Origin of the sequence: Micromonospora sp. HUAS YX12, from assembly GCF_040215685.1 — a bacterium.
Classification (GTDB): domain Bacteria; phylum Actinomycetota; class Actinomycetes; order Mycobacteriales; family Micromonosporaceae; genus Micromonospora; species Micromonospora tulbaghiae.
The window spans coordinates 3634402-3656982 of sequence record NZ_CP157974.1; the positions used below are offsets into that span (position 1 = coordinate 3634402).

Sequence of the window (22581 nt, forward strand, 5' to 3'; positions counted from 1 at the left end):
GTCTACGAGCGTCCCCCGACACCGCCCGCCCCGGCGAGCCGTCACGAGCGCGGCGAGATGTTCCGGTCGTCACCCCGTGGAATCCCGGGCGGGGTCGCAGCCGTTAGAGTCGGCGATTGACCATGCGCGGCCGACCGGCCGCGGCGCCACGGCTGGGGGTAGCGGGTGAGCGAGGCGCGTACAGCAGGTGACCTGGGGCCGACCGAGGCGGAGACGGCGCCGGTGCGACCGGCGCCGGCCGAGTCGGACACCTCCCTGGTGGTGGTGACCGGCCTGTCCGGCGGTGGGCGCAGCACCGTGGCGCGGGCGCTGGAGAACGTCGGCTACTACGTGGTCGACAACCTGCCGCAGGCGCTGCTGCTGGACATGGCCGAGCTGGCGTTCAAGGCCGGCGGCGCGGCCCGGCGTACGGCGATGGTGCTGGACGTGCGCTCGCGCGCGTTCTCCACCGACCTGGCCGGGGCGATCCGGGAGCTGCGTGAGCGCGGCTTCCAGCCCCGGGTGGTCTTCGTCGACGCCGACGACGAGGTGCTGATCCGGCGGTTCGAGAGCGTGCGCCGCTCGCACCCGTTGCAGGGCGACGGGCGGCTGGCCGACGGCATCGCGGTCGAGCGGGCGCTGCTGGAGGAGGCCCGCGAGCAGGCCGACGTGATCATCGACACCAGTCACCTGAACGTCAACCAGCTCCGGCGCCGGGTCGAGGAGCTGTTCGGCGGCGAGGACGCCCGCCGGCTGCGGATCACCGTGATCTCGTTCGGCTTCAAGTACGGCCTGCCGCCGGACGCCGACTTCGTGATGGACGCCCGCTTCCTGCCGAACCCGTACTGGGTGCCGGAGCTGCGCGAGCACAGCGGCCGCGAGGAGGCGGTGAGCGCGTACGTGCTGGGCCAGGAGGGCGCCGACGCGTTCGTGGCCGGCTACGCCGACCTGGTCAACGCCACCACCGCCGGGTTCGAGCGGGAGGGCAAGCGCTACCTGACGGTGGCGGTCGGCTGCACCGGCGGCAAGCACCGCAGCGTGGCCATCGCCGAGGAGCTGGCGTCCCGGCTGCGCCACTCCGGCATCGCCGCCAACGCCCAGCACCGGGACCTGGGGCGGGAGTGACCCCGACCAGGGTGGTCGCCTTCGGCGGCGGGCACGGGCTCTCGGCGTCGCTGCGGGCGCTGCGTCACTGCGTACCCGAACTGGACCTGGACATCACCGCGGTGGTCACCGTCGGTGACGACGGTGGTTCCAGCGGCCGGTTGCGCGCCGAGCGCGGCGGCCTGCCGCCGGGCGACCTGCGGCAGGCGCTCGTCGCGCTGGCCGGCGACCATCCGGCCACCCGGCGCAGCGCGGCGTTGTTCCAGCACCGCTTCGCCGCCGCCGTGCCGCCGGCGCCGACGCTCGCCGCGCCGGTCCCGGTCGCGGTCGGCGACTCGCTCGCCGGCCACGCGGTCGGCAACCTGCTGCTGCACGGGCTCACCGAGCTGCTCGGCGACCCGGTGGCCGCGCTCGACCACGCCGGGGCGATGCTCGGCGCGGTGGGGCGGGTGCTGCCGATGTCCCGCCAGCCGGTGGGCATCGAGGCCCGGGTCCGCGGCGCCGACCCGGGGCACCCGGACGAGGTGTCCACGGTGCGCGGCCAGCACCAGGTCGCGGTCACCCCGGGCACCGTCGAGTCGCTGCGGCTCAACCCGTCCGCGCCGGCCGCGTGCGCCGAGGCGGTGACCGCGGTACGCGCCGCGGACTGGCTGATCTTCGGGCCGGGCAGCTGGTACACGAGCGTGCTGCCGCACCTGCTGGTGCCGGGCCTGGCCGACGCGATCGTGTCCAGCCCGGCGCGGCGGCTGGTGACGCTCAACCTGGTGGCCGAGAAGGAGACCTCGGGGCTCTCCCTGCCCGACCATCTGGACACACTGCGGCGCTATCTGCCCGAGCTGAAGGTGGACCGGGTGCTCGCCGACTCCACGGCGGTGGGTGATCCCGCGGCGGTCGAACGTGCGGCAGAATCGCTGGGTGCCCGGCTGGTCCTCGCTCCCGTCGCCGTCATCGACGGCACGCCCCGTCATGATCCAGCCGCCCTGGGTGCCGCGCTGGTGCCTGTCCTGCGCGCCGATCGTTAGACACGTACGTAATCACCGGCGACACGCCGGAACCGGTCCGTGAGGGGGCGCACTATGGCGATGACGGCTGCGGTCAAGGACGAGCTGAGTCGGGTCGACGTGCCCAAGCCCTGCTGTCGCCGGGCGGAGATGGCCGCCCTGCTGCGTTTCGCCGGCGGCCTGCACATCGTGTCGGGTCGCGTCGTGGTCGAGGCGGAGCTGGACACCGGCGCGGTGGCCCGCCGGCTGCGGCGGGAGATCGCCGAGGTGTACGGCTACCCGAGCGAGATCCACGTGCTCGCCTCCGGCGGGCTGCGCAAGGGCAGCCACTTCATCGTGCGGGTGGTCAAGGACGGCGAGGCGCTCGCCCGGCAGACCGGCCTGCTCGACGTGCGGGGCCGGCCGGTGCGCGGCCTGCCGCCGCACGTGGTGGCCGCGAACGTCTGCTGTGCCGTGTCGGCCTGGCGGGGCGCGTTCATGGCGCACGGCTCGCTCACCGAGCCGGGCCGCTCCAGCGCGCTGGAGATCACCTGCCCCGGCCCGGAGTCGGCGCTGGCGCTCGTCGGCGCCGCCCGGCGCATCGGCATCACCGCGAAGAACCGCGAGGTGCGCGGTGTGGACCGGGTGGTGGTCAAGGACGGTGACGCCATCGCCGCGCTGCTCACCCGCATCGGCGCGCACTCCAGCGTGCTGGCCTGGGAGGAGCGCCGGGTACGCCGGGAGGTGCGCGCGACCGCGAACCGGCTGGCGAACTTCGACGACGCCAACCTGCGCCGCTCCGCCCGCGCCGCGGTCGCCGCCGCGGCCCGGGTGACCCGCGCGCTGGAGATCCTCGCCGACGACGCCCCGAACCACCTGACCTCGGCCGGGCGGCTGCGCCTGGAGCACCGTCAGGCCTCGCTGGAGGAGCTGGGTGCGCTCGCCGAGCCGCCGCTGACCAAGGACGCCATCGCCGGCCGGATCCGCCGGCTGCTCGCGCTGGCCGACAAGCGTGCCCGTGACCTGGGCATCCCGGATACGGAAGCGGCAGTCACGCCGGACATGCTCGTGGTCTGATAGGACTCGGGCGGCATCGCACCGCGAGCGGGATCACCACCCGCCGCAGCGCGACGCCGCGCGCTCGGATATGGTCGCTGCGTACGGCAAGGGGGCCGGAACAGGCGCTCCTCGCCGTGCTCACCGCCTCGGGCGGTCAGGTCTCCGTGACCGCGGCGGGGTGGCCGAGATGACATGTCGACGGCCGGCTCCAACGGTCGGCGCACACACCTCCGCCGGCCGCGGTCTGACGCCGGCGGACCAGAACGCGAGGAGATGGGACCTGTGACCATCCGGGTTGGCATCAACGGCTTCGGCCGGATCGGCCGCAACTTCTTCCGGGCAGTGCTGGCGTCCGGCGCTGACGTCGAGGTCGTGGCGGTCAACGACCTGACCGACAACGCGACGCTCGCCCACCTTGTCAAGTACGACAGCATCCTGGGCCGCCTCCCGCACGAGGTGAAGGCCAGCGCCGACGAGATCACCGTGGGCGGCAAGGCCATCAAGGTGTTCGAGGAGAAGGACCCCGGCAAGCTGCCGTGGGGCGACCTCGGCGTCGACGTGGTCATCGAGTCCACCGGCTTCTTCACCGACGCCACCAAGGCGAAGGCGCACCTCGACGGCGGGGCCAAGAAGGTCATCATCTCCGCTCCGGCGAAGAACGAGGACGTCACCGTGGTCATGGGCGTCAACCAGGACCAGTACGACCCGGCCAAGCACAACATCATCTCGAACGCCTCCTGCACCACCAACTGCCTCGCGCCGATGGCGAAGGTCCTGCAGGACACGTTCGGCATCACCAAGGGTCTGATGACCACCATCCACGCGTACACGCAGGACCAGAACCTGCAGGACGCGCCGCACAAGGACATGCGCCGGGCCCGGGCCGCCGCGCTCAACATCGTGCCGACCTCGACCGGCGCCGCGAAGGCCATCGGCCTGGTCCTGCCGGAGCTCAAGGGCAAGCTGGACGGCTACGCGCTGCGCGTGCCGATCCCGACCGGCTCGGCCACCGACCTGACCGTGGAGGTCGGCCGGGAGACCACTGTGGACGAGGTCAACGCCGCGCTCAAGGCCGCCGCCGAGGGCCCGCTGCGGGGCATCCTCACCTACAACGAGGACCCGATCGTCTCCGCCGACATCGTGACCGACCCGGCGTCGTGCATCTTCGACGCGCCGCTGACCAAGGTGATCGGCAACCAGGTCAAGGTCGTCGGCTGGTACGACAACGAGTGGGGCTACTCGAACCGCCTGGTGGACCTGGTCAAGCTGGTGGGTAGCTCGCTGTGAGCATCCGTAACCTCGACGACCTGCTCGCCGAGGGGGTGTCGGGTCGGCGCGTGCTGGTGCGCGCCGACCTGAACGTCCCGCTCGACAAGCAGACCGGGGAGATCACGGACGACGGCCGGATCCGGGCCGTCCTGCCGACGCTGAGCGCGCTGGTGCAGGCCGGCGCGAAGGTGGTCGTCTGCTCGCACCTGGGCCGCCCGAAGGGCGCGCCCGACCCGCAGTTCAGCCTCCGCCCGGTCGCCGGGCGGCTCGGCGAGCTGCTCGGCGTCCCGGTGCACTTCGCCGAGGACACCGTCGGCGACTCGGCGCAGTCCACCGTGGCCGCTCTGGCCGACGGCCAGGTCGCGTTGCTGGAGAACCTGCGCTTCAACTCCGGCGAGACCAGCAAGGACGACGCGGAGCGGGGCGCGTTCGCCGACCAGCTCGCGGCGCTCGGCGACGCCTACGTCGACGACGCGTTCGGCGCTGTGCACCGCAAGCACGCCAGCGTGTACGACGTACCGGCCCGGCTGCCGCACTTCGCGGGCCGGCTGGTGCTGCGCGAGGTGGAGGTGCTCAGCCGCCTGACCAGCGAGCCGGAGCGGCCGTACGTGGTGGTGCTGGGCGGCTCGAAGGTCTCCGACAAGCTGGCCGTGATCGAGGCGCTGCTGCCGACCGTCGACCGGCTGCTCATCGGCGGCGGGATGTGCTTCACCTTCCTCAAGGCCCAGGGCCACGAGGTGGGCACCTCGCTGCTGGAGGAGGAGATGGTGGAAACCTGCCGCAACCTCCTGGAGCGGTCCGAAGGCAAGATCATGCTGCCGGTCGACGTGGTGGCCGCGATCGCTTTCTCCCCCGACGCCGAGCACGACGTCTTCCGTGCCGACGCCATCCCGAGCCACCGGGTCGGGCTGGACATCGGCCCGAAGACGGTCGCCGGCTTCGCCGCCGCCCTCAAGAGATCCGCATGTGGAGATCCGGCGAACGCGCAGACGATCTTCTGGAACGGCCCGATGGGCGTGTTCGAGATGCCGCCCTTCGCCGCGGGCACCCGGGGCGTCGCCGAGGCGATCGCCGGCTCCGACGCGTTCAGCGTGGTCGGCGGCGGTGACTCGGCGGCCGCGATCCGCATCCTCGGCCTCGACGAGAAGGCGTTCGGGCACATCTCCACCGGTGGTGGCGCCTCCCTGGAATACCTGGAGGGCAAGACCCTCCCCGGCATCGCGGCCCTGGAGAACTGAATGGCGAGCACGACCCGCCGGCCGCTGATGGCCGGCAACTGGAAGATGAACCTGAACCACCTCGAGGCCAACCTGCTGGTGCAGAAGCTGGCCGCGAGCCTGACCGAGAAGCAGCTCACCGAGGTCGAGTGCGTGGTGCTGCCACCCTTCACCGACCTGCGTACCGTCCAGACCGCCGTGGACGGCGACAAGCTGCTGATCGGCTACGGCGGGCAGGACCTGTCGCCGTTCCAGTCGGGGGCGTACACCGGGGACGTCTCCGGGCCGATGCTGGCGAAGCTGGGCTGCACGTACGTGGTGGTCGGGCACTCCGAGCGGCGGGCCCACCACTACGAGGACGACGCGCTGGTCAACGCGAAGGTGGTGGCGGCGCTGGCCAACGGGCTCACCCCGATCCTCTGCATCGGCGAGGGCCTGGAGATCCGGGAGCAGCTCCGGCACGTGCCGCACTGCTGCGACCAGCTCGACGCCGGGCTGAAGGGGCTGACCCCCGAGCAGGTCACCAAGGTCGTCGTCGCGTACGAGCCGGTCTGGGCGATCGGCACCGGCAAGACGGCGACCCCGGAGGACGCCCAGGAGGTCTGCGGCGAGGTGCGCAAGCGCCTGGGGCAGACCTTCGACGAGGGCACCGCACAGCAGGTCCGGATCCTCTACGGCGGGTCGGTCAAGGCGTCGAACGTCGCCGCGATCATGGCGCAGCCGGACGTGGACGGGGCCCTGGTCGGGGGCGCCAGCCTGGACGCGGAGGAGTTCGCGCAGATCTGCCGGTTCCCGGAGCACATCGCCCGCTGATCGCTCGCTATCCTTGACGCTGCCCGTCCACCGGTCGGTGCCGCCGTGCCCGACAGGTCCGGGCAGTGATCGCAACGAGAGGACTGACCCCCGCCATGCCGATCTGGTTCGCCTACACGATGATCGTGTTGCTGGTCATCACGAGCGTCCTGCTCACCCTGCTGATCCTCCTGCACCGCGGCAAGGGCGGCGGGTTGTCGAGCATGTTCGGCGGCGGCGTCAGCTCCAGCCTGGCCGGTTCGTCGGTGGCCGAGAAGAACCTCGACCGCTACACCGTTCTGGTGGGAATCGTCTGGTTCGCGTGCATCGTCGGGCTCGGGCTCTGGCTGCGGCTGCAGATGGCCAGCGGCACCTGAGTCGGCGCTGAGAAGCGTACAATCTGCGCGCGGTCCGTCACGGACCGCGCGCAGTTTTGTTTCTCCGCACGTCGCCCGTCGCCCACCCCCTCCGGCGGCGGTCCCCTCCGACGACAGGGAGCGAGCAACCGTGCCCAGCAACAACGTCATCCGCGGCACCCGGATCGGGTCCGCCCCCGAGCGGTTCGACCAGCGGGTCGAGCCCGCGCCGCGCCGGCCGGTCGTCTACTGGTGCCGCCACGGGCACCGGGTCGAGTTCCTGATCGCCGCCGAGGCGGAGACGCCCGCCGCCTGGGAGTGCCCCCGCTGCGGCGAGCCGGCCGGCCCCGACCCGGGCGACCCGCCGGGCCGCCAGCGCGCCGAGCCGTACAAGACCCACCTGGCGTACGTGCAGGAGCGGCGTACGCCGGAGGAGGGTGAGGCGCTGCTCGCCGAGGCCCTCGACGCGCTGCGCCGACGTCGCGGCCGCGCCTGACCCGAGGTGTTAAGAAGGGGCCCCTTCTCTACCGGAGACGTTAAGAAGGGGCCCTTCCTTACACGCTCAGCGGAGGCTGCGCAGGCGCGGCGGCACGTTCGACGCCGCGGCCCGGTCGAGGAGCCAGAGGGTACGGGAGACCCCCCGCACCCCGGCGGCCGGCAGCTGCACCGGCCCGGCCCCGGCCAGCGCCATGCCCACCGCCCGGGCCTTGTCCGCCCCGGCGGCGATCAGCCAGACCTCCTCGGCCGTGTTGATCGTCGGCAGGGTCAGCGTGGTCCGCACCGGCGGCGGCTTCGGGCTGCCCCGCACCGCGCTGACCGGCCGGTTGTCGTGGTGCACCGGGTGCTCCGGGAACACCGACGCCACGTGCCCGTCCTCGCCGACGCCGAGCATCAGCACGTCGAAGTGCGGCACCACCGCGTTCCCGGGCCGGGCCGCGGCGGCCAGCTCCCGCGCGTACCCGGCGGCGGCCGCCTCCGGATCGTCCCCCGCGGGGCCGTCCGACGCCGGCATCGGATGCACCCGGGCCGGGTCGAGCGGCACCGTGTCCAGCAGCGCCGCCCGCGCCTGCGTCTCGTTGCGCTCCGGGTCGCCGGCGGGCAGGAACCGCTCGTCGCCCCACCACACGTCGACCCGGGACCAGTCGACCGCGTCCCGGGCGGGCAGCTGCCCGACCGCCCGGTACACCGCCGCGGCGATCCGCCCGCCGGTCAGCACCACCGACGCCTGGCCGCGCTCGGCCTGCGCGTCGAGCAGCTTCACCACCAACCGGGCCGCCACCGCCTGCGCCAGCAGGTCGGGGTCGGCGTGTACGGCGACACTCGCCTCAGTCATCCGTCGTGCCCTCGTGTTCCGACCGCCCACCGGCGGTCACCTGTGCCTCCGACCGCCCGGTCCGGGCGGTCACTCGTTCGCGGTCGCGCCCGCGTGCGCGGTCACGCCGGCCTCGGCCCGCCGGGCGGTCGCCGGATCCTTCCACACGTGCACCCGCTGGGCGGGACGCTGGTCGAGCCCGGTGATCCCGGCCGCAGCGCCGAGCGCCTCCGCGTACACCTGGTCGGCATCCAGGCGGCGCAGCTCCTCGGCCAGCTCGTCACCGAGCGGCCGGCGCACCAGCGGCAGCGTGCGGTCCTCCTGCCCGGTACGCCGGAACACCGCGATGCTGTCGTCCCGGGTGAGCGTCAGCTCGTCGCCGTTGGCGCAGCGCAACTGCACCTGGCGCATCCGCGGGAACTCGTCGGTGGCGGTCAGGACCGGGTCGATGCCGAGCCGGGCCCTCAGCCAGCCGCGCATCAGCGCCGCCGTCGGGTCCGACGGGGGAGCCACCACGCTGGCCTCGGTGACCCGGGCCTGGGTGGTGTCGAACGCGCCCGCCACGAGCGTGCGCCACGGGGTGATCCGGGTCCACGCCAGGTCGGTGTCGCCCGGTGCGTAGTCGTGGGCCCGCTGCCGCAGCGCGGCGATCGGGTCGGCGGCCTGCGCCGAGTCGGTGATCCGCCGGTCCGCGACCACGCCGAGGAAGTCGGTGGAGATCTCCTCCGGCGGCTCGCCGTGCCACCACGTCACCACCGGCACGTCCGGCACCAGCAGCGGCATCACCACCGACTCGGCGTGCAGCGCGAGCCGCCCGTACATCCGGGTCACCACCGCCTCGCACGGCCCGAGCCGGCCACCCACGACGATCTCCGCGTCCAGCCGGTTGCGGTCGCGTTCCACGTCGGAGCGGACCACCACGAGCAGCCGGCACGGATGCGCCGCCGCGGCGATGGTGGCCGCCGCCTCCGCCTCGCGTACCCGCTTCTCGTCCACCACCACGATCAGCGTGAGCGCCATGCCACTGGCCACCCCGCCCGCGCTGCGCCGTTCCGCGGCCAGCGCCTTGACCACCTCGTTGCCGGTGGTGTCCCACAGCCCGATCATGCTCTTCTCCAAGCCCGGCCCTCGCGGGCCAGCATCTCGTCGGCGGCCCGGGGCCCCCATTCACCGGCCCGGTACGGCTCCGGCCTCGTGCCCGCCCAGGCGTGCTCCAGCGGGTCGACCACCTGCCAGCTCTGCTCGACCTCGGCGGCGTCCGGGAACAGCGTCCGGTCGCCGATCAGCACGTCCAGCACCAGCCGCTCGTACGCCTCGGGGCTGGATTCGGTGAACGCCTCGCCGTACTGGAAGTCCATCGCGATGTCGCGGACCTCCATCGTGGTGCCCGGCACCTTGGAGCCGAACTTCAGCACCACGCCCTCGTCCGGCTGCACCCGGATGACGAGCTGGTTGGGGCCGAGGGACTCCATGTCGGCGGCGTTGAACGGCAGGTGCGGCGCCTTCTTGAACATGATGGCCACCTCGGTGACCCGCCGGGGCAGCCGCTTGCCGGCCCGGATGTAGAACGGCACCCCGGCCCAGCGGCGGTTCTGGATGCCCAGCTTCACCGCCACGTACGTCTCGGTGGTGGAATCCTCCGGGACGCCCTCCTCCTCCAGGTAGCCCTTGGCGCGCTCGCCGCCCACCCAGCCGGGCAGGTACTGGCCGCGCACGGTGTCCCGGGAGACGTCCCGGGGGATGGTGATGGCCTTGAGCACCTTGAGCTTCTCGGCCCGGATCTCGTCGGCGTCGAAGCTCGTCGGCTCCTCCATCGCGACCAGCGCGAGCAGCTGGAGCAGGTGGTTCTGGAGCACGTCGCGGGCGGTGCCGACGGAGTCGTAGAACGCGGCCCGGGTGCCGATGCCGACGTCCTCGGCCATGGTGATCTGCACCGAGTCGACGTACTTGGAGTTCCACAGCGGCTCGAACAGGTTGTTCGCGAAGCGCAGCGCCAGGATGTTCTGGACCGTCTCCTTGCCCAGGTAGTGGTCGATCCGGAACACGTCCTGGCTGGTGAAGACGTCGTCGACCAGGTCGTTGAGCGCCTTGGCCGAGGGCAGGTCGTTGCCGAACGGCTTCTCCACCACCACCCGCCGCCAGCCGCCGGACTTGGCGTTGTCCGCCATGCCGGTGCGGGCGAGCTGCTTGAGCACCACCGGGAAGGCCGCCGGGGGGATGGAGAAGTAGAAGGCGGCGTTGCCGGGGATGCCGTGCGAGTCGCGCAGCTCGTCGAGCGTGGCGGCGAGCTGGTCGAACGCCGCGTCGTCGTCGAACGAGCCGCCGACGAACTTGATGTTGCCGGCGAGCCGGGCCCACACCTCCTCCCGCCACGGGGTACGGGCGTGCTTCTTGGCCGCGTCGTGCGCCACCGACTCGAAGTCGCCGTCGCCCCAGTCCCGGCGGGCGAAGCCCAGCACCACGAAGCCGGGCGGCAGGAGCCCCCGGTTGGCCAGGTCGTAGACCGCCGGCAGCAGCTTCTTGCGGGCCAGGTCGCCCGTCACCCCGAAGATCACCAGGGCACACGGCTCGGGGATCCGGGGCAGCCGCCGGTCCTGCGGATCGCGCAGCGGGTTCACCGGGCCACCTCCTCCTGCGTCTCGGTCCGCTGATTCCAGGTCATTGATCGTCACGTGCGTGTCCGTCCGGCCGTTTCCAGGAGCTGGGCGACACCCGCCGCCCGCTCGGTCAGGTGCAGTCGCAGCACCGGTCGCTCCCGGCCGGCCAGGGCCCGCCGGTCGCCGGCGGCCTGGGCCGCCTGGAGCTGCGCGAAGGTGTACGGACGGCCGGGCACCTCCAGATCATCGGTGACCGCACCGGTGATCTGGAGATGCCGGCCGTGCGGGTCGGTGTGTTCCGGCCTGCGCGGTCCCCAGCCGAAGGTGACCGGGCGTCCGGCGGCCCGCGCCAGCAACGGGCGCAGCCCGGCGACCGCCGCGTCGGCGTGCCGGTCGAGGTACGCGGTCACCACGAGGTGCTCCCGTTCGCCCAGCCCGTCGAGCAGCCAGCGCAGCGCGCCGGTCAGGTCGGCCGGGGCGCCGCCCGGGGCGTACACCTCGATCGCGCCCTCGACCGACGACGGCGGCCCGCTCTCCGGCTCGTCGTCGGCCGGCACGGCGGCGGGCGCCGCGAACGGGTCGGTCCGCAGCGTCACCGCGGCGGTCGCGGCGGCGTAGGCCCAGGCGAGCAGGTGCGCGCCGAGCGGACCGTTGACCGCGACGTCGGCGGCCACGCCCGGCCCGACACCGGCGCCGAGGGCGCCGCCGAGACCGACCGTCAGCACGCCCGGACCGGTGGCGCCGGGGGAGTCGGGGGACTCCGCCACCACCGGCAGCAGCCGCCCGCCGGTGGCGTCGGCGAGCAGCGCGCCGGCCCAGCGGCCCAGGCCGTCGAGGCCGGTGCCGTCGGGGACCAGCGCGACGGTGTCCCGGCCGGCGCCGGGCGCCGCGCCCAGGGCCGCGCCGAGCGCCAGGGCCGGGTTGTCCCGGTCCCGGTCGAGCGCTCCGGTGAGCGCCTCGGCCTCGTCCAGCACCTCGGCCACCGGTGCGCCGGCCAGCGCGGCCGGGACCAGTCCGAACGCGGTGAGCGCGGCCCACGGCCCGGCCACGCCCGGCTCGGCCGGGATCACCACCGCGCCCAGCTCGTCGGCGCGCGCCGCGAGTTCCGAGCCGGGCTCGGTGACCACCACGACGTGCCGGGCGGCGTCCGGGCCTTCGTCCGCCCACGCCTGCCGGTAGGCCCGCAGGTGGGCGTCGGTGGTCCGGTCGAGGCCGTGCCGGGCGGCGAGCACCAGGAGGGTACGCGCCGGGCGGTCGGCGAGCGCGGCCCGCACCGGCCCCGGATCGGCGGTGTCGAGCACTGTGAGCGGCCGGCCCAGGCACTCGGCCAGCACCTCGGCGGCGAGCGTGTCGCCGCCGGCGCCGGCCAGCACCACGTGGTCCAGGTCGTCCAGCTCGGCGGCCAGTTCGGCGAGCTGGGGAAGCAGATCCCGGCCGTGCCGGTGGGCGTGCAGCCAGCCCAGCCGGGCGAGGGCTGTCGCCTCGGCGCCGGGCCCCCACAGGGCCGGGTCCGCGGCGGCGAGCCGGGCCGGGACGTCGTGGGAGACGAGCGTGGCGCGCACGGACCCGCCGACCGCGTCCGCGCCGCGCACGGCCAGGCCGGCGGCCATGTCCGCCCGCCCGGCCAGCAGGTCACTCACGGTGCCGCCTCGGCTTCCACACAGCGCCCCCTCACCGCTTCCACGGTACGGCGCGACGCGTCCCGGGGCCCGGCCCCGGGACGCGTCGGAGGCCGTCGGTCACGCGTTGCCGCCGGCCTGCTGCGCCGCCTGCGCGTTCTTCCCGGCGGCCCGGTGCGGGCTGCCCGAGCCCTTGGCCGCCTCGGCGAGGGACTTCTTGACCCCCTCCAGCAGCTCCACCCAGCTCGCCTCGAACTTCTCCACGCCCTCGCGCTCCAGCGTGGCGATCACGTCGGCCATGTCCACGCCCACCGACTGGAGGTCGGCGAAGACCTTGCGGGCGTCGTCGTACGCGACGGTGATGGTGTCCGGCTTCGTCTCGCCGTGCTCGGCGTAGGCGTGGATGACCGGTTCCGGCATGGTGTTGACGGTGCCGGGCGCGATCAGCTCCTCGACGTAGATGACGTCCCGGTAGTCCGGGTTCTTCGTCGACGTGGAGGCCCACAGCGGACGCTGCGGGTGGGCGCCCGCGTCGGCCAGCTTCTGCCAGCGTGCCGAGGAGAAGACCTCGCTGTAGCGCTCGTACGCCAGCCGGGCGTTGGCGACCGCGGCCTTGCCGCGCAGCGCCTTGGCCTGGTCCGAGCCGATCTTCTCCAGCCGCTTGTCCACCTCGCTGTCGACCCGGGAGACGAAGAACGAGGCGACCGAGCCGATCTTCGACAGGTCGTGCCCGTTCGCCTGGGCCTGCTCCAGGCCGGCCAGGAAGGCGTCCATCACCTGCGAGTACCGGTCCAGGCCGAAGATCAGCGTGACGTTGACGCTGATCCCCTCGGCGAGGGTCGCGGTGATCGCGGGCAGGCCCTCCTCGGTGGCCGGGATCTTGATGAACAGGTTCGGCCGGTCGACCAGCCACCACAGCGCCTTGGCCTCGGCGACGGTCTTCGCCGCGTCGTGCGCCGAGCGCGGGTCCACCTCGATCGACACCCGGCCGTCCACGCCGTCGCTGGCGTCGTACGACGGGCGCATCACGTCGCATGCCCACCGCACGTCGTACGTGGTGAGCATGCGGACCGCCTCCTCGACGTCCACGCCGCGTACGGCGAGGTCACGAAGCTGCCAGTCGTACTCGTCGGCGTCGCTCAGCGCCTTCGCGAAGATCGTCGGGTTGGTGGTCACCCCGGCGACGTGGCACTCCCGGCGCAGCTTGTCCAGCCCGCCGGAGCTCAGCCGTACCCGGGAGAGATCGTCCAGCCAGATCGCCACACCGGCGCCCTGGAGCTCACTCAGCCTGTCCGTCATGCCGTGCACGCTCCCCTCAGTTGCCGGTCGTGAAACCGGTGATGTCGCCCACCCGGGTCAGCGCCGCGTGCGCGGCGGCCACGATCCGGTCGGGGGTGAACCCGAACTGCTCGAAGAGCACGGTGTGCGGCGCGCTGGCGCCGTAGTGCTCGATGCTCACGCACTCGCCGCTGTCGCCGACGATCGCGCGCCAGGACATCGCGATGCCCGCCTCCACGCTCACCCTTGCCTTTACCCCGCGAGGCAGCACCGACTCCCGGTACGCCTCGTCCTGGGCGAAGAACCACTCCTGGCAGGGCATGGAGACGACCCGGGTGGGCGTGCCGCCGGCCTCCAGCCGCTCCCGCGCGGTGAGGCAGAGCTGCACCTCGGAGCCGGTGCCGACCAGGATCACCTGCGGCTTGCCGGTCGACGCCTCGGCCAGCACGTACCCGCCCTTGGCGACGCCCTCGGCGCCGCCCAGGTCGGTGCGGTCGAACGTTGGCAGCGCCTGGCGGCTGAGCGCCAGCGCGGTCGGCCGGTCGGTGTGCTCCAGCGCCTGCCGCCACGCCCAGACCGTCTCGTTGGCGTCGGCCGGGCGGACCACGTCCAGGCCCGGGATGGCCCGCAGCGCGGTCAGGTGCTCGATCGGCTGGTGCGTCGGGCCGTCCTCGCCGAGGCCGATCGAGTCGTGCGTCCAGACGTACGTCACCGGCAGCTTCATCAGCGCGGCCAGCCGCACCGCCGGGCGCATGTAGTCGCTGAACACCAGGAACGTGCCGCCGTACGGGCGGGTGCCGCCGTGCAGCGCGATGCCGTTGAGGATCGAGCCCATGGCGTGCTCGCGGATGCCGAAGTGCAGCGTGCGGCCGTACTCGTCACCAGGGAAGTCCTTGGTGGCGTGCGCGGCCGGGACGAACGACGGCTCGCCCTTCATGGTGGTGTTGTTGCTCTCCGCCAGGTCGGCCGAGCCGCCCCACAGCTCGGGCAGGACCGGCGCCAGGGCCTCCAGGATCTTGCCGGAGGCGGCCCGGGTGGCGACGCCCTTGGCGTCCGCCGGGAAGGTCGGCAGCGCGTCGGTCCAGCCGGTCGGCAGGGTACGGGTGGACATCCGGTCCCACAGCGCCTTGCGCTCCGGGTTGGCCTGCGCCCACGCGTCGAACCGGGTGGTCCACTCGGCCTGCTCCCGCGCGCCGCGCTCCAGCACCTGGCGGGCGTGCTTGAGCACCTCCTCGTCGACCTGGAAGGTGCGCTGCGGGTCGAAGCCGAGGATCTCCTTGGTGGCCTTGACCTCGTCGGCGCCGAGCGCCGAACCGTGGATCTTGCCGGTGTTCTTCTTGTTCGGCGCGGGCCAGCCGATGATCGTGCGCAGCGCGATGAACGACGGCCGGCCGGTCTCCGCCTTGGCGGCCAGCAGCGCCTCGTGCAGCGCCTCCACGTCCTCGTGGTAGTCGCCCTGGTCGGCGTCGCCGCGGCGCCAGTCGACGGTCTGCACGTGCCAGCCGTACGCCTCGTAGCGGGCCGCGACGTCCTCGCTCTTGGCGATGCGGGTGTCGTCCTCGATCGAGATCTCGTTGTCGTCGTAGATCACGCAGAGGTTGCCGAGCTGCTGGTGACCGGCGAGCGCGCTGGCCTCGTGGGTGATGCCCTCCTCGATGTCACCGTCGGAGGCGATGCACCAGATGTCGTGCCGGAACGGGGAGTCGGCGCGGTCCGGCTCGGGGTCGAACAGGCCGCGCTCGCGGCGGGCGGCCATGGCCATGCCGACCGCGTTGCCGAGGCCCTGGCCGAGCGGACCGGTGGTGGTCTCGACGCCCGGGGTGTGGCCGTGCTCCGGGTGGCCCGGGGTGAGCGAGCCCCACTGGCGCAGCGCCTTGAGGTCGTCCAGCGCCAGCGGGTAGCCGGAGAGGAAGAGCTGGATGTAGAGCGTCAGGCTGGAGTGGCCGGCGGAGAGCACGAACCGGTCACGCCCGGCCCAGTTCGGGTCGGCGGGGTTGTGCCGCATGACCCGGTTGAAGAGCAGGTACGCCAGCGGGGCGAGGCTCATCGCCGTCCCCGGGTGGCCGTTGCCGGATTTCTCCACGGCGTCCATGGCCAGCACGCGGACCGTGTCTACGGCCCTGCGGTCGAGGTCGGACCAGTTGAGAGCGGGAAGCTCGGGTCGGTTGGCAGCCACGATGGTTGTGCTCCTCGGCAGATGGGCGGAACCCTCACTGATGACCCTATCGAGCGGTGCTAAACGTCCGCCCGGGGATCTCAGCATGCTGTTCTGTACGGTTCCGGGACGTTCGGTCGTTCAACCCGAGGTGTGACGGCTCGCACCGATGCCGGGTCCGCGGGGCAGCGAAAACGACGCCGCGTAGTGTGTGGTGCGGTGTGTGGACCCCAGGGGTCCGGGCCGAACGACCTCCCCCCGCCGATGCCGGAAGGTGGCAATCCGTGAGCATGATCACCGAGCGCCCCGTCAGCAACCCCGCCGGGCAGTCGCCGGTGGGCGCGGTGGCGGAGGCGCCGGCGAGCGGCCGGCGGGACGTACGCGCCGTGGTGGCGGCGTACGTGGCGCTGACCAAGCCGCGGATCGTCGAGCTGCTGCTGGTCACCACCGTCCCGGCGATGATGCTCGCCCACGGCGGGATGCCGTCGCTGTGGCTGGTCGCCGTGGTGCTGGTCGGCGGGTCGCTCGCGGCCGGCGCGGCGAGCGTCCTCAACTGCTACATCGACCGCGACATCGACCAGCTCATGCGGCGCACCAAGCGCCGCCCGCTGCCCGCGCACACCGTGTCGCCGCGCAGCGCGCTGGTCTTCGGCCTGGTGCTGGCGGCCGTCTCGGTGGCGCTGATGGCGGCGGCGACCAACTGGCTTGCGGCAGTGCTGACGCTGGCCGCGATCGCCTACTACGACCTGGTCTACACGCTGTGGCTGAAGCGGACCACGGCCGCCAACACGTTCTGGGGCGGCATCTGCGGGGCCGCGCCGGTGCTGATCGGCTGGGCCGCGGTGACCGGTTCGCTGGCGCCGGCCGCGTGGGGCCTGTTCGCTGTGGTCTTCTTCTGGCAGATGCCGCACTTCTACGCGCTGGCCATCAAGTACAAGGCCGACTACGCCCGCGCCGGTGTGCCGATGCTGCCGGTGGTGGCGTCGGTCCGGCGGGTCAACGCCGAGATCATCGGCTTCTCCTGGCTCACCGTGGTCTCCTCGCTGGCGGTCTGGCCGCTCGGGATGAGCCCGATCTACGGCGTGACCGCGCTCGTGGTCGGCGGGATCTTCCTCGTCGAGGCGCACAAGCTGTGCCGACGCGCCACGCGTGGCGAGGCGGTCAAGCCGATGCGGCTGTTCCACTGGTCCACCACGTATCTCACGATCCTCTTCGCTGCCGTCGCGCTCGACGCGCTCATCTGACCCGCCGTCCGGCGGTTCATCAGAAATTTTTTTCGGGCTTTCCCGGCGTGGTCCAACCCGGACAGACTGTGACGATCCCTCCTGTCCGCTTCGCCCAGATATAAGCGACATGTGCGGGCAAATTACCTGTGGTTCGTCTTAAACCGATGGGTAATTGGCATCACATTCAGTTCATGGTTCTCGCACATCCGGGTGGAACTCTGCTTAGGCTTCGCGTCATGGCAGATGGTTCCGATACGACGCTGACGGCTGACAAGACCGCCGAGCAGGCCCCCAACGGCCTGGTCGCGGGCATCAAGTCGTTCGCCGCCGGACACGGCGGCGCGAAGGCGGTCATCGAGTACGTCGGCAAGCGCGGCGCACGGATCGTCCTCGTGGGTTCCGACGGGGCATGGGCGGACCAGTTCGCCGACGGCACGGACGTCGCGCGGCAGGCCTGTGCCAAGGCCGGGGTCGACGTCGAGAACGCCTGGGAGCGTGAACTGATGGACCAGATGCGTCCGAGCAACGACCTGTGGCGGTCGATGGCCCGGCGCACGATGGCCCGTTGACATAACCGAATGACCGACCACCACCAGTCGACCCGGGGGAGACCCCGGGTCGCTTTCGTCACCTGCGCCGAACTGCCCGACCTCGACCCGGACGACCGGCTCGCGCTCGGCCCGCTCGCCGCCCGCGGCGTCACCGCCGAGATCGCGGTCTGGGACGACCCGGCAGTCGACTGGTCCGGGTACGACCTGGTCGTGCTCCGCTCCCCGTGGGACTACGCCCTGCGGCGGGACGAGTTCGTGGCCTGGGCGCGTACCGTGCCGGCCCTGGTCAACCCGGCCGACGTGGTCGCCTGGAACACCGACAAGCGCTACCTGTCCGAGCTGTCCGCCGCCGGGGTGCCCACCGTGCCGACCGAGTGGGTCGAGCCCGGGCAGGCGTGGACGCCGCCGTCCGGGGGCGAGTACGTGATCAAGCCGGCCGTCAGCGCCGGCAGCCAGGACACCGGCCGCTACGACCTGACCGACCCGGAGCACCGCGAGCTGGCGCCGGCCCACGTCCGGCGGCTCTCCGACGCCGGGCGGGTCACCATGGTCCAGCCGTACCTCGACGCGGTGGACATCGCCGGGGAGACCGCGCTGCTGTTCCTGGCCGGGCCCGGCGGCCTGGCGTTCAGTCACGCGATCCGCAAGGGTCCGATGCTGACCGGGCCGGACCTGGGCGAGGCCGCGCTCTACAAGGAGGAGCGGATCGACGCCCGCGTCGCCACGGCGGAGCAGCGCGCGGTGGCCGACATGGTGCTCGCGGTGGTGCCCGGCGGCCCGGACCGCCTGCTCTACGCCCGCGTCGACCTGATCCCCGGCCCGGACGGCGAGCCCGTGCTGGTCGAGTTGGAGCTGACCGAGCCGAGCCTGTTCGTCGGGTACGCCGACGGCGCCCCGGACCGGCTCGCCGACGCGGTGCTCACCCACCTGGCCCGCCGCCGCTGACCCCGGGGCCCGGTCGAGCCGGGTCGCGGATGCCGGCCGGTTCAGGCGACGGCCGTCGTGAGCCGGGCCAGGTGGGCGTCGATCTCCGCGCGTGCGTCCGCGGGATCCAGGCCGGTGGTCAGGATCCGTACCGTGACGCCGTCCAGCAGCGTCGCCAGCGCGGCGGCCTCGGCCCGCGCGTCCACGTGCCCGGCGATGCCACCCGCGGCCCGGCCGAGCGTGAGCAGCCGCTCGACGTTGGCCCGCATCTGCGCCTCGCTCTCCGCCAGGATCGCCGCGACCTGCTCGTCGACGAGCGCCTCGGCGGTGAGGACCAGCCAGACGCGGGCCTCGAAGGCGCGTTCGGCGTCCAGCGGGACGAGTTGGCGCACCGCCTGCCGGATCACCTCCGGCGTGACCGGGTCGGCGGGGATCGTCCGGGCCCGCGCCACCACGCGTCCGGCCAGGTGGTCCATTGCCGCCCGGACCATCAGTTCCCGAGCCGGCAGGTAGTGCTGCGCGGTCGCCAGCGGCATGCCGGCCTCGGCGGCGACGGCCCGCACCGTCATCCCGGCCGACCCCGCCCGCGCCAGTACGACGCAGGCCGCCGCGCCGAGATGACGCCGCCGCTCCTCGTGGTCCACAACCTTGGGCACGAGGTGATCATAGATGGTCGGTCATTTGACCGATATAGGTCGGCCGCCTAACATTGCCCGGCATGACCGCACCCCTCACCGACACCGCACGCGACACCCGCCGGTTCAGCTACCTCGACATGGCGCTCGTGCTCGCCGTCGGCGTCGGCCTGGCCAACTCGGCGGTCGCGGACCTGCTGGCCCGGGGACCGGCGCGGCTGGGCATGCCGGAGACGGCGGCGTCCACCATCGCCTGGGCCCTGATCAACGGCACCCAGCTCGCTGTCGGCCTCGCGGTGGTGCGCCACCGCTTCGGCGAGATCGCCCGGCCGCTGCGGCTCGTCCGCCCGGCGGGCCGCCAGGTGGGCGCCGCGGTGGGCTGGGGCCTGGCCAAGGCCGCGCTCACCCTCGTGCTCGTGGTGGCGCTGCCCGCGGCGCTCGTCGAGGGCGGCGGTGGTGAGGGCGGCTACCCCGCCGGAAGCCTGCTCGCGCAGTTCGCCTTCGCGTTCGCCTTCGGCGCCGTCGTCTCCCCGCTCTACGAGGAGATCCTCTACCGGGGTGTCTTCTACCAGGGGCTGGCCGCGCGGCTGCCCGCCGTGGCCGCCGTGGTGCTGTCGGCGGCCTTCTTCGCCGTCGTACACCTGCCCCGGGTCTTCAACACCGTCAGCGCGCTCTTCGCCGGGCTGCTGTTCGCCTGGCTGCTGCACCGCCACCGCAACCTCTGGGTGCCGATCCTCGCCCATGCCGTCAGCAACGGAACGCTCGTCGCGCTGGCGTTCGCCGCCGAGGCGTCCGCCTGACCGCCCGGAGGCGGCGACAGCCCGCTCAGTCGCGGTCGCTGTGGTTACGTGCCCAGCGACCACCGATCGGCGGGGTGTCCAGCCGCAGCGCGGCCTCGGTGCCGGCCAGGTCGTTGTCCTCGAACGCGCAGGACACGCAGCTGCCCGCCTCGGTGACCCAGATGCCGTACGCCTGGGTGTCGGCGTCCCGGTGCCAGATCCGGTTGCCGCGCACGGTGGCCGAGTCGAACGGCGCGGCGATCGTGATGCCGCCGCACGCAGACGGTGAGTCGGGCAGCTCGTACGCCGTGCCGGGCCCCGGCGTGGCCGCGTTCCACCCGGTGGAGCCGTCCGGGCGTACCTCGGCCAGGGAGAGCCGGTCGGCGCTGTTGTCGGACACCACCGCGTCCCGGGAGCCGACCCGCACCACCTTGCCCCGGTGCCCGCCGGCCGGCCAGTCCGCGTTGCCGTCGGTGATCTCGCGCGGGCCGTAGCGCACCGCCTCGCCGGAGCCGGAGCAGGCCGGTGCGGAACGGCGGCCGTTGTCCCGGATCCGGTTCCCGACGATCGACGTGTCGAGCATCGGCCGGTCGATCCGGATGCCGTCCAGCGCGTTCTCCCGGATGTCGTTGTCCTGGATCACCACGTCGGCCGCCGCGCCCCGGTAGCCGTGGCCCAGGTCGTGCTCGTGGTAGCCGAAGCCGCCGTTGCGGCTGATCCGGTTGCCCTGCACCGTGTACGGGCCGGGGGTGTTGCCCATGCTGATCCCGTCGCCGACGTTGGCGTCGATCACGCAGCCGGTGACCAGGCCGCCGCGCCCGGCCACCCCGGCGGTGCCGTTGCCGGACACGTCGAAGCCGGCCTCCAGGTTGTTGGTCATGGTGCAGCCGGAGACGATCAGCCCGTCCGCGCCCCAGTCGGAGATGCCGAACCGGTTGGCCTGGCTGTGGCAGCCGATGATCCGGAAACCGCGCGGCGGGGTCCAGTAGTCCTTCTGCAACTCCAGGAAGATGCCGTTGGTGCCGTTGCCGATGGTGGTGCAGTTGGCGATGGTGAGGCGCTCCACGTCGCCCCAGCCGCCGATGCCGACGCCGATGCCCGCGCCGCCCATCTGGTCGCCGTTGTCCAGCCGGCCGCATCCCACCACGACCACGCCGTCGATCAGGCTGTCCTGGAGGAAGTCACAGCCCAGGCCGGTCGCCCCGGTGTGGTGGATGTAGAGGTTGCGGAACACGCCGCGCACCACGTACTGCAGGCCCAGCCCCTTGGCCAGGTAGTCGTAGGCGGTCTGCGCCACGCCGGAGCCGTCGATCTCGAAGTCGGCGAACGAGCAGTCGGCGATGTGCCGGTCCCGGTCCGCGCCGTGCTGCACGGTGGTCCAGAAGGCGAGCGGGACCGGTGCGCTGCGGTTGCCCTCATTGCTGAGCAGGAAGCGGGTCGCCGCCGGTCCGGCGCCGAGCAGCGAGACGCCGCTGCGCCACACGGTGCCGGCGTCGCGGATCGAGTAGAGGCCGGGCGGGCAGTAGATCACCCGGGCCCGGCCGTCGGCGTCGTACCCGGCGCCGAGGCGGTCCACCAGCGCCGCCAGGGCGGGCTGGTCGTTGGTGACCCCGTCGCCGGTGAGGCCGTGCTCGCGGGCGTCGCACCACAGCGGCGCGCCGGCGACCGGGGTCAGCCGTTGCGGGGTGGTGGTGGAGAGGCTCTTGCGCGACACGGGGAGCTCCCTCGGGCGGACGGTCGGTGGCCCGGACCGCTTTCCCGCTCCCGCCGCGCGGTAACGCCCCGCTCAGGCGGCGGCGCCCACCCGTTCGGCGGCGGGCGCGGCCGCAGCCGGGGTGGCCGGCAGCCGCTCCCGGGTCGCCCAGAGCACGCCCAGGGTGGCCAGCAGCACCAGGCAGGAGCCGAGCATGTGCGCGCCGACCAGCACGGCGGGCAGGTGGGTGAAGTACTGGACGAAGCCGATCACGCCCTGACCCAGCTCGACCGCGAGGAGCACCGCGGCGGCCCGGGCCGCCCGCACCGCGCCGACCGCCCGGAACGCGAAGTACAGCGCCACCGACAGGCCGATCAGTAGGAAGACGCCGTCGGCGTGGATCTGTGAGATCTGCGTCGGGTCCAGGCCGTTGCGGGCCGCGCCGTGGTCGCCGGCGTGCGGTCCGCTGCCGGTCACCCACGTGCCGACCACCAGCACCGAGGCGCTGACCGCGGTGGTGATCCAGGCGAGAGTACGCAGCGGCCCCGGCACGGTCGGCGTCACCGGCCCGTCCGGCTCCTTGATGCGCCGCCAGAGTGCGTACGCGGCGGCGATCACCACCATCGAGGCGAGGAAGTGCAGCCCGACCACCCACGGGTTGAGGTCGGTGAGCACCGTGATGCCGCCGAGGACCGCCTGGGCGGGGATGCCGAACAGCACGCCCACGGCCAGCGGGAGCAGACCCCGGCGGCGGGGACGGTGGGCCAGCACGGCCAGCACCACGGCGAGCGCGATGATGCCCACCGCGAACGTGAGCAGCCGGTTGCCGAACTCGATCACCCCGTGCACGCCCATCTCGGCGGTGGTGGTGTAGGAGTCGTCGGTGCACCGGGGCCAGGTGGGGCAGCCGAGGCCGGAGGCGGTGAGCCGGACGGCCCCGCCGGTGACCACGATCGCGACGTTCGCGATGATCGAGGCGAGCGCGAGGCGGCGCAGCAACGTGGCGGAGACCGGAAACCGGACGGATCGCTTCACGAAGCGAATCCTACGCACCGT

General features: G+C 73.0%; 21 protein-coding genes. 12 read left to right on the forward strand and 9 right to left on the reverse strand.

The features are described from left to right. Positions 1–222: 222 nt before the first annotated feature. From rapZ to ABIH81_RS17685, 8 genes are all read left to right on the forward strand, one after another. Positions 223–1104: an RNase adapter RapZ gene (gene rapZ / locus ABIH81_RS17650; RefSeq protein WP_349881138.1), complete on the forward strand. Its 882-nt coding sequence runs from the start codon at positions 223–225 to the stop codon at positions 1102–1104. Continuing rightward, the gene (yvcK, locus tag ABIH81_RS17655; protein ID WP_349876010.1) at positions 1101–2105 is read left to right on the forward strand and encodes a uridine diphosphate-N-acetylglucosamine-binding protein YvcK; all 1005 of its coding nucleotides are present in this window, start codon (positions 1101–1103) and stop codon (positions 2103–2105) included. Before rapZ ends, yvcK begins: the two co-directional genes overlap by 4 nt. Positions 2106–2159: 54 nt before the next feature. Then, a complete protein-coding gene (whiA, locus tag ABIH81_RS17660; protein ID WP_018788213.1) occupies positions 2160–3140 on the forward strand; it encodes a DNA-binding protein WhiA in 981 nt (326 codons plus the stop codon). A gap of 264 nt (positions 3141–3404) precedes the next feature. Next, complete coding sequence (gene gap, locus ABIH81_RS17665) at positions 3405–4409, forward strand: type I glyceraldehyde-3-phosphate dehydrogenase (protein ID WP_349876011.1); 1005 nt, start codon at positions 3405–3407, stop codon at positions 4407–4409. Beyond that, complete coding sequence (locus tag ABIH81_RS17670) at positions 4406–5629, forward strand: phosphoglycerate kinase (protein WP_349876012.1); 1224 nt, start codon at positions 4406–4408, stop codon at positions 5627–5629. The genes gap and ABIH81_RS17670 overlap by 4 nt, the downstream gene beginning before the upstream one ends. Next, positions 5630–6421 carry a triose-phosphate isomerase gene (tpiA, locus tag ABIH81_RS17675; RefSeq protein ID WP_349876013.1) on the forward strand — a complete coding sequence of 264 codons (792 nt, stop codon included), beginning with the start codon at positions 5630–5632 and terminating at the stop codon, positions 6419–6421. A gap of 95 nt (positions 6422–6516) precedes the next feature. Further along, the gene (gene secG, locus ABIH81_RS17680) at positions 6517–6777 is read left to right on the forward strand and encodes a preprotein translocase subunit SecG (protein ID WP_013287463.1); all 261 of its coding nucleotides are present in this window, start codon (positions 6517–6519) and stop codon (positions 6775–6777) included. Between the two features lie 130 nt (positions 6778–6907). Beyond that, positions 6908–7252, forward strand: a complete 345-nt coding sequence (locus tag ABIH81_RS17685; RefSeq protein WP_013287462.1) for an RNA polymerase-binding protein RbpA — start codon at positions 6908–6910, stop codon at positions 7250–7252. A 66-nt stretch (positions 7253–7318) separates the two neighbouring features. Here the strand turns inward: ABIH81_RS17685 and pgl are convergent, their stop codons facing one another. From pgl to tkt, 6 genes are all read right to left on the reverse strand, one after another. Beyond that, positions 7319–8089: a 6-phosphogluconolactonase gene (gene pgl, locus ABIH81_RS17690; RefSeq protein WP_349876014.1), complete on the reverse strand. Its 771-nt coding sequence runs from the start codon at positions 8087–8089 to the stop codon at positions 7319–7321. A gap of 69 nt (positions 8090–8158) precedes the next feature. Then, positions 8159–9175, reverse strand: a complete 1017-nt coding sequence (locus ABIH81_RS17695) for a glucose-6-phosphate dehydrogenase assembly protein OpcA (protein ID WP_349876015.1) — start codon at positions 9173–9175, stop codon at positions 8159–8161. Then, a complete protein-coding gene (gene zwf, locus ABIH81_RS17700; RefSeq protein WP_349876016.1) occupies positions 9172–10686 on the reverse strand; it encodes a glucose-6-phosphate dehydrogenase in 1515 nt (504 codons plus the stop codon). Before zwf ends, ABIH81_RS17695 begins: the two co-directional genes overlap by 4 nt. A gap of 50 nt (positions 10687–10736) precedes the next feature. Then, positions 10737–12305, reverse strand: coding sequence for a glucose-6-phosphate isomerase (locus ABIH81_RS17705; RefSeq protein ID WP_349876017.1), 1569 nt, complete (start codon positions 12303–12305; stop codon positions 10737–10739). Between the two features lie 99 nt (positions 12306–12404). Next, positions 12405–13583 (reverse strand): transaldolase, encoded by a 1179-nt coding sequence (tal, locus tag ABIH81_RS17710; protein WP_349876018.1) that lies wholly within the window; start codon positions 13581–13583, stop codon positions 12405–12407. A 16-nt stretch (positions 13584–13599) separates the two neighbouring features. After that, positions 13600–15738 carry a transketolase gene (gene tkt / locus ABIH81_RS17715; RefSeq protein ID WP_349876019.1) on the reverse strand — a complete coding sequence of 713 codons (2139 nt, stop codon included), beginning with the start codon at positions 15736–15738 and terminating at the stop codon, positions 13600–13602. Between the two features lie 263 nt (positions 15739–16001). Between tkt and ABIH81_RS17720 the strand changes: the two genes are divergently transcribed. The 3 genes from ABIH81_RS17720 (at position 16002) to ABIH81_RS17730 (ending at position 18439) form a co-directional block, all read left to right on the forward strand. Beyond that, positions 16002–16961, forward strand: a complete 960-nt coding sequence (locus ABIH81_RS17720) for a heme o synthase (protein WP_349876020.1) — start codon at positions 16002–16004, stop codon at positions 16959–16961. A gap of 218 nt (positions 16962–17179) precedes the next feature. Continuing rightward, positions 17180–17512: a hypothetical protein gene (locus ABIH81_RS17725; RefSeq protein WP_349876021.1), complete on the forward strand. Its 333-nt coding sequence runs from the start codon at positions 17180–17182 to the stop codon at positions 17510–17512. Positions 17513–17521: 9 nt separating this feature from the next. Further along, the gene (locus ABIH81_RS17730) at positions 17522–18439 is read left to right on the forward strand and encodes a hypothetical protein (protein WP_123111157.1); all 918 of its coding nucleotides are present in this window, start codon (positions 17522–17524) and stop codon (positions 18437–18439) included. Positions 18440–18480: 41 nt separating this feature from the next. Here the strand turns inward: ABIH81_RS17730 and ABIH81_RS17735 are convergent, their stop codons facing one another. Further along, complete coding sequence (locus tag ABIH81_RS17735; protein WP_123111156.1) at positions 18481–19074, reverse strand: TetR/AcrR family transcriptional regulator; 594 nt, start codon at positions 19072–19074, stop codon at positions 18481–18483. Positions 19075–19136: 62 nt separating this feature from the next. Here ABIH81_RS17735 and ABIH81_RS17740 point away from each other — a divergent pair, with 62 nt between their 5' ends. Continuing rightward, positions 19137–19853, forward strand: coding sequence for a CPBP family intramembrane glutamic endopeptidase (locus ABIH81_RS17740; protein ID WP_013287451.1), 717 nt, complete (start codon positions 19137–19139; stop codon positions 19851–19853). A gap of 25 nt (positions 19854–19878) precedes the next feature. On the opposite strand, the gene ABIH81_RS17745 is transcribed toward ABIH81_RS17740, so the two are convergent. After that, positions 19879–21546 (reverse strand): right-handed parallel beta-helix repeat-containing protein, encoded by a 1668-nt coding sequence (locus ABIH81_RS17745; protein ID WP_349876022.1) that lies wholly within the window; start codon positions 21544–21546, stop codon positions 19879–19881. Between the two features lie 72 nt (positions 21547–21618). After that, positions 21619–22578 (reverse strand): COX15/CtaA family protein, encoded by a 960-nt coding sequence (locus ABIH81_RS17750; protein WP_349876023.1) that lies wholly within the window; start codon positions 22576–22578, stop codon positions 21619–21621. Between the last annotated feature and the right edge of the window lie 3 nt (positions 22579–22581).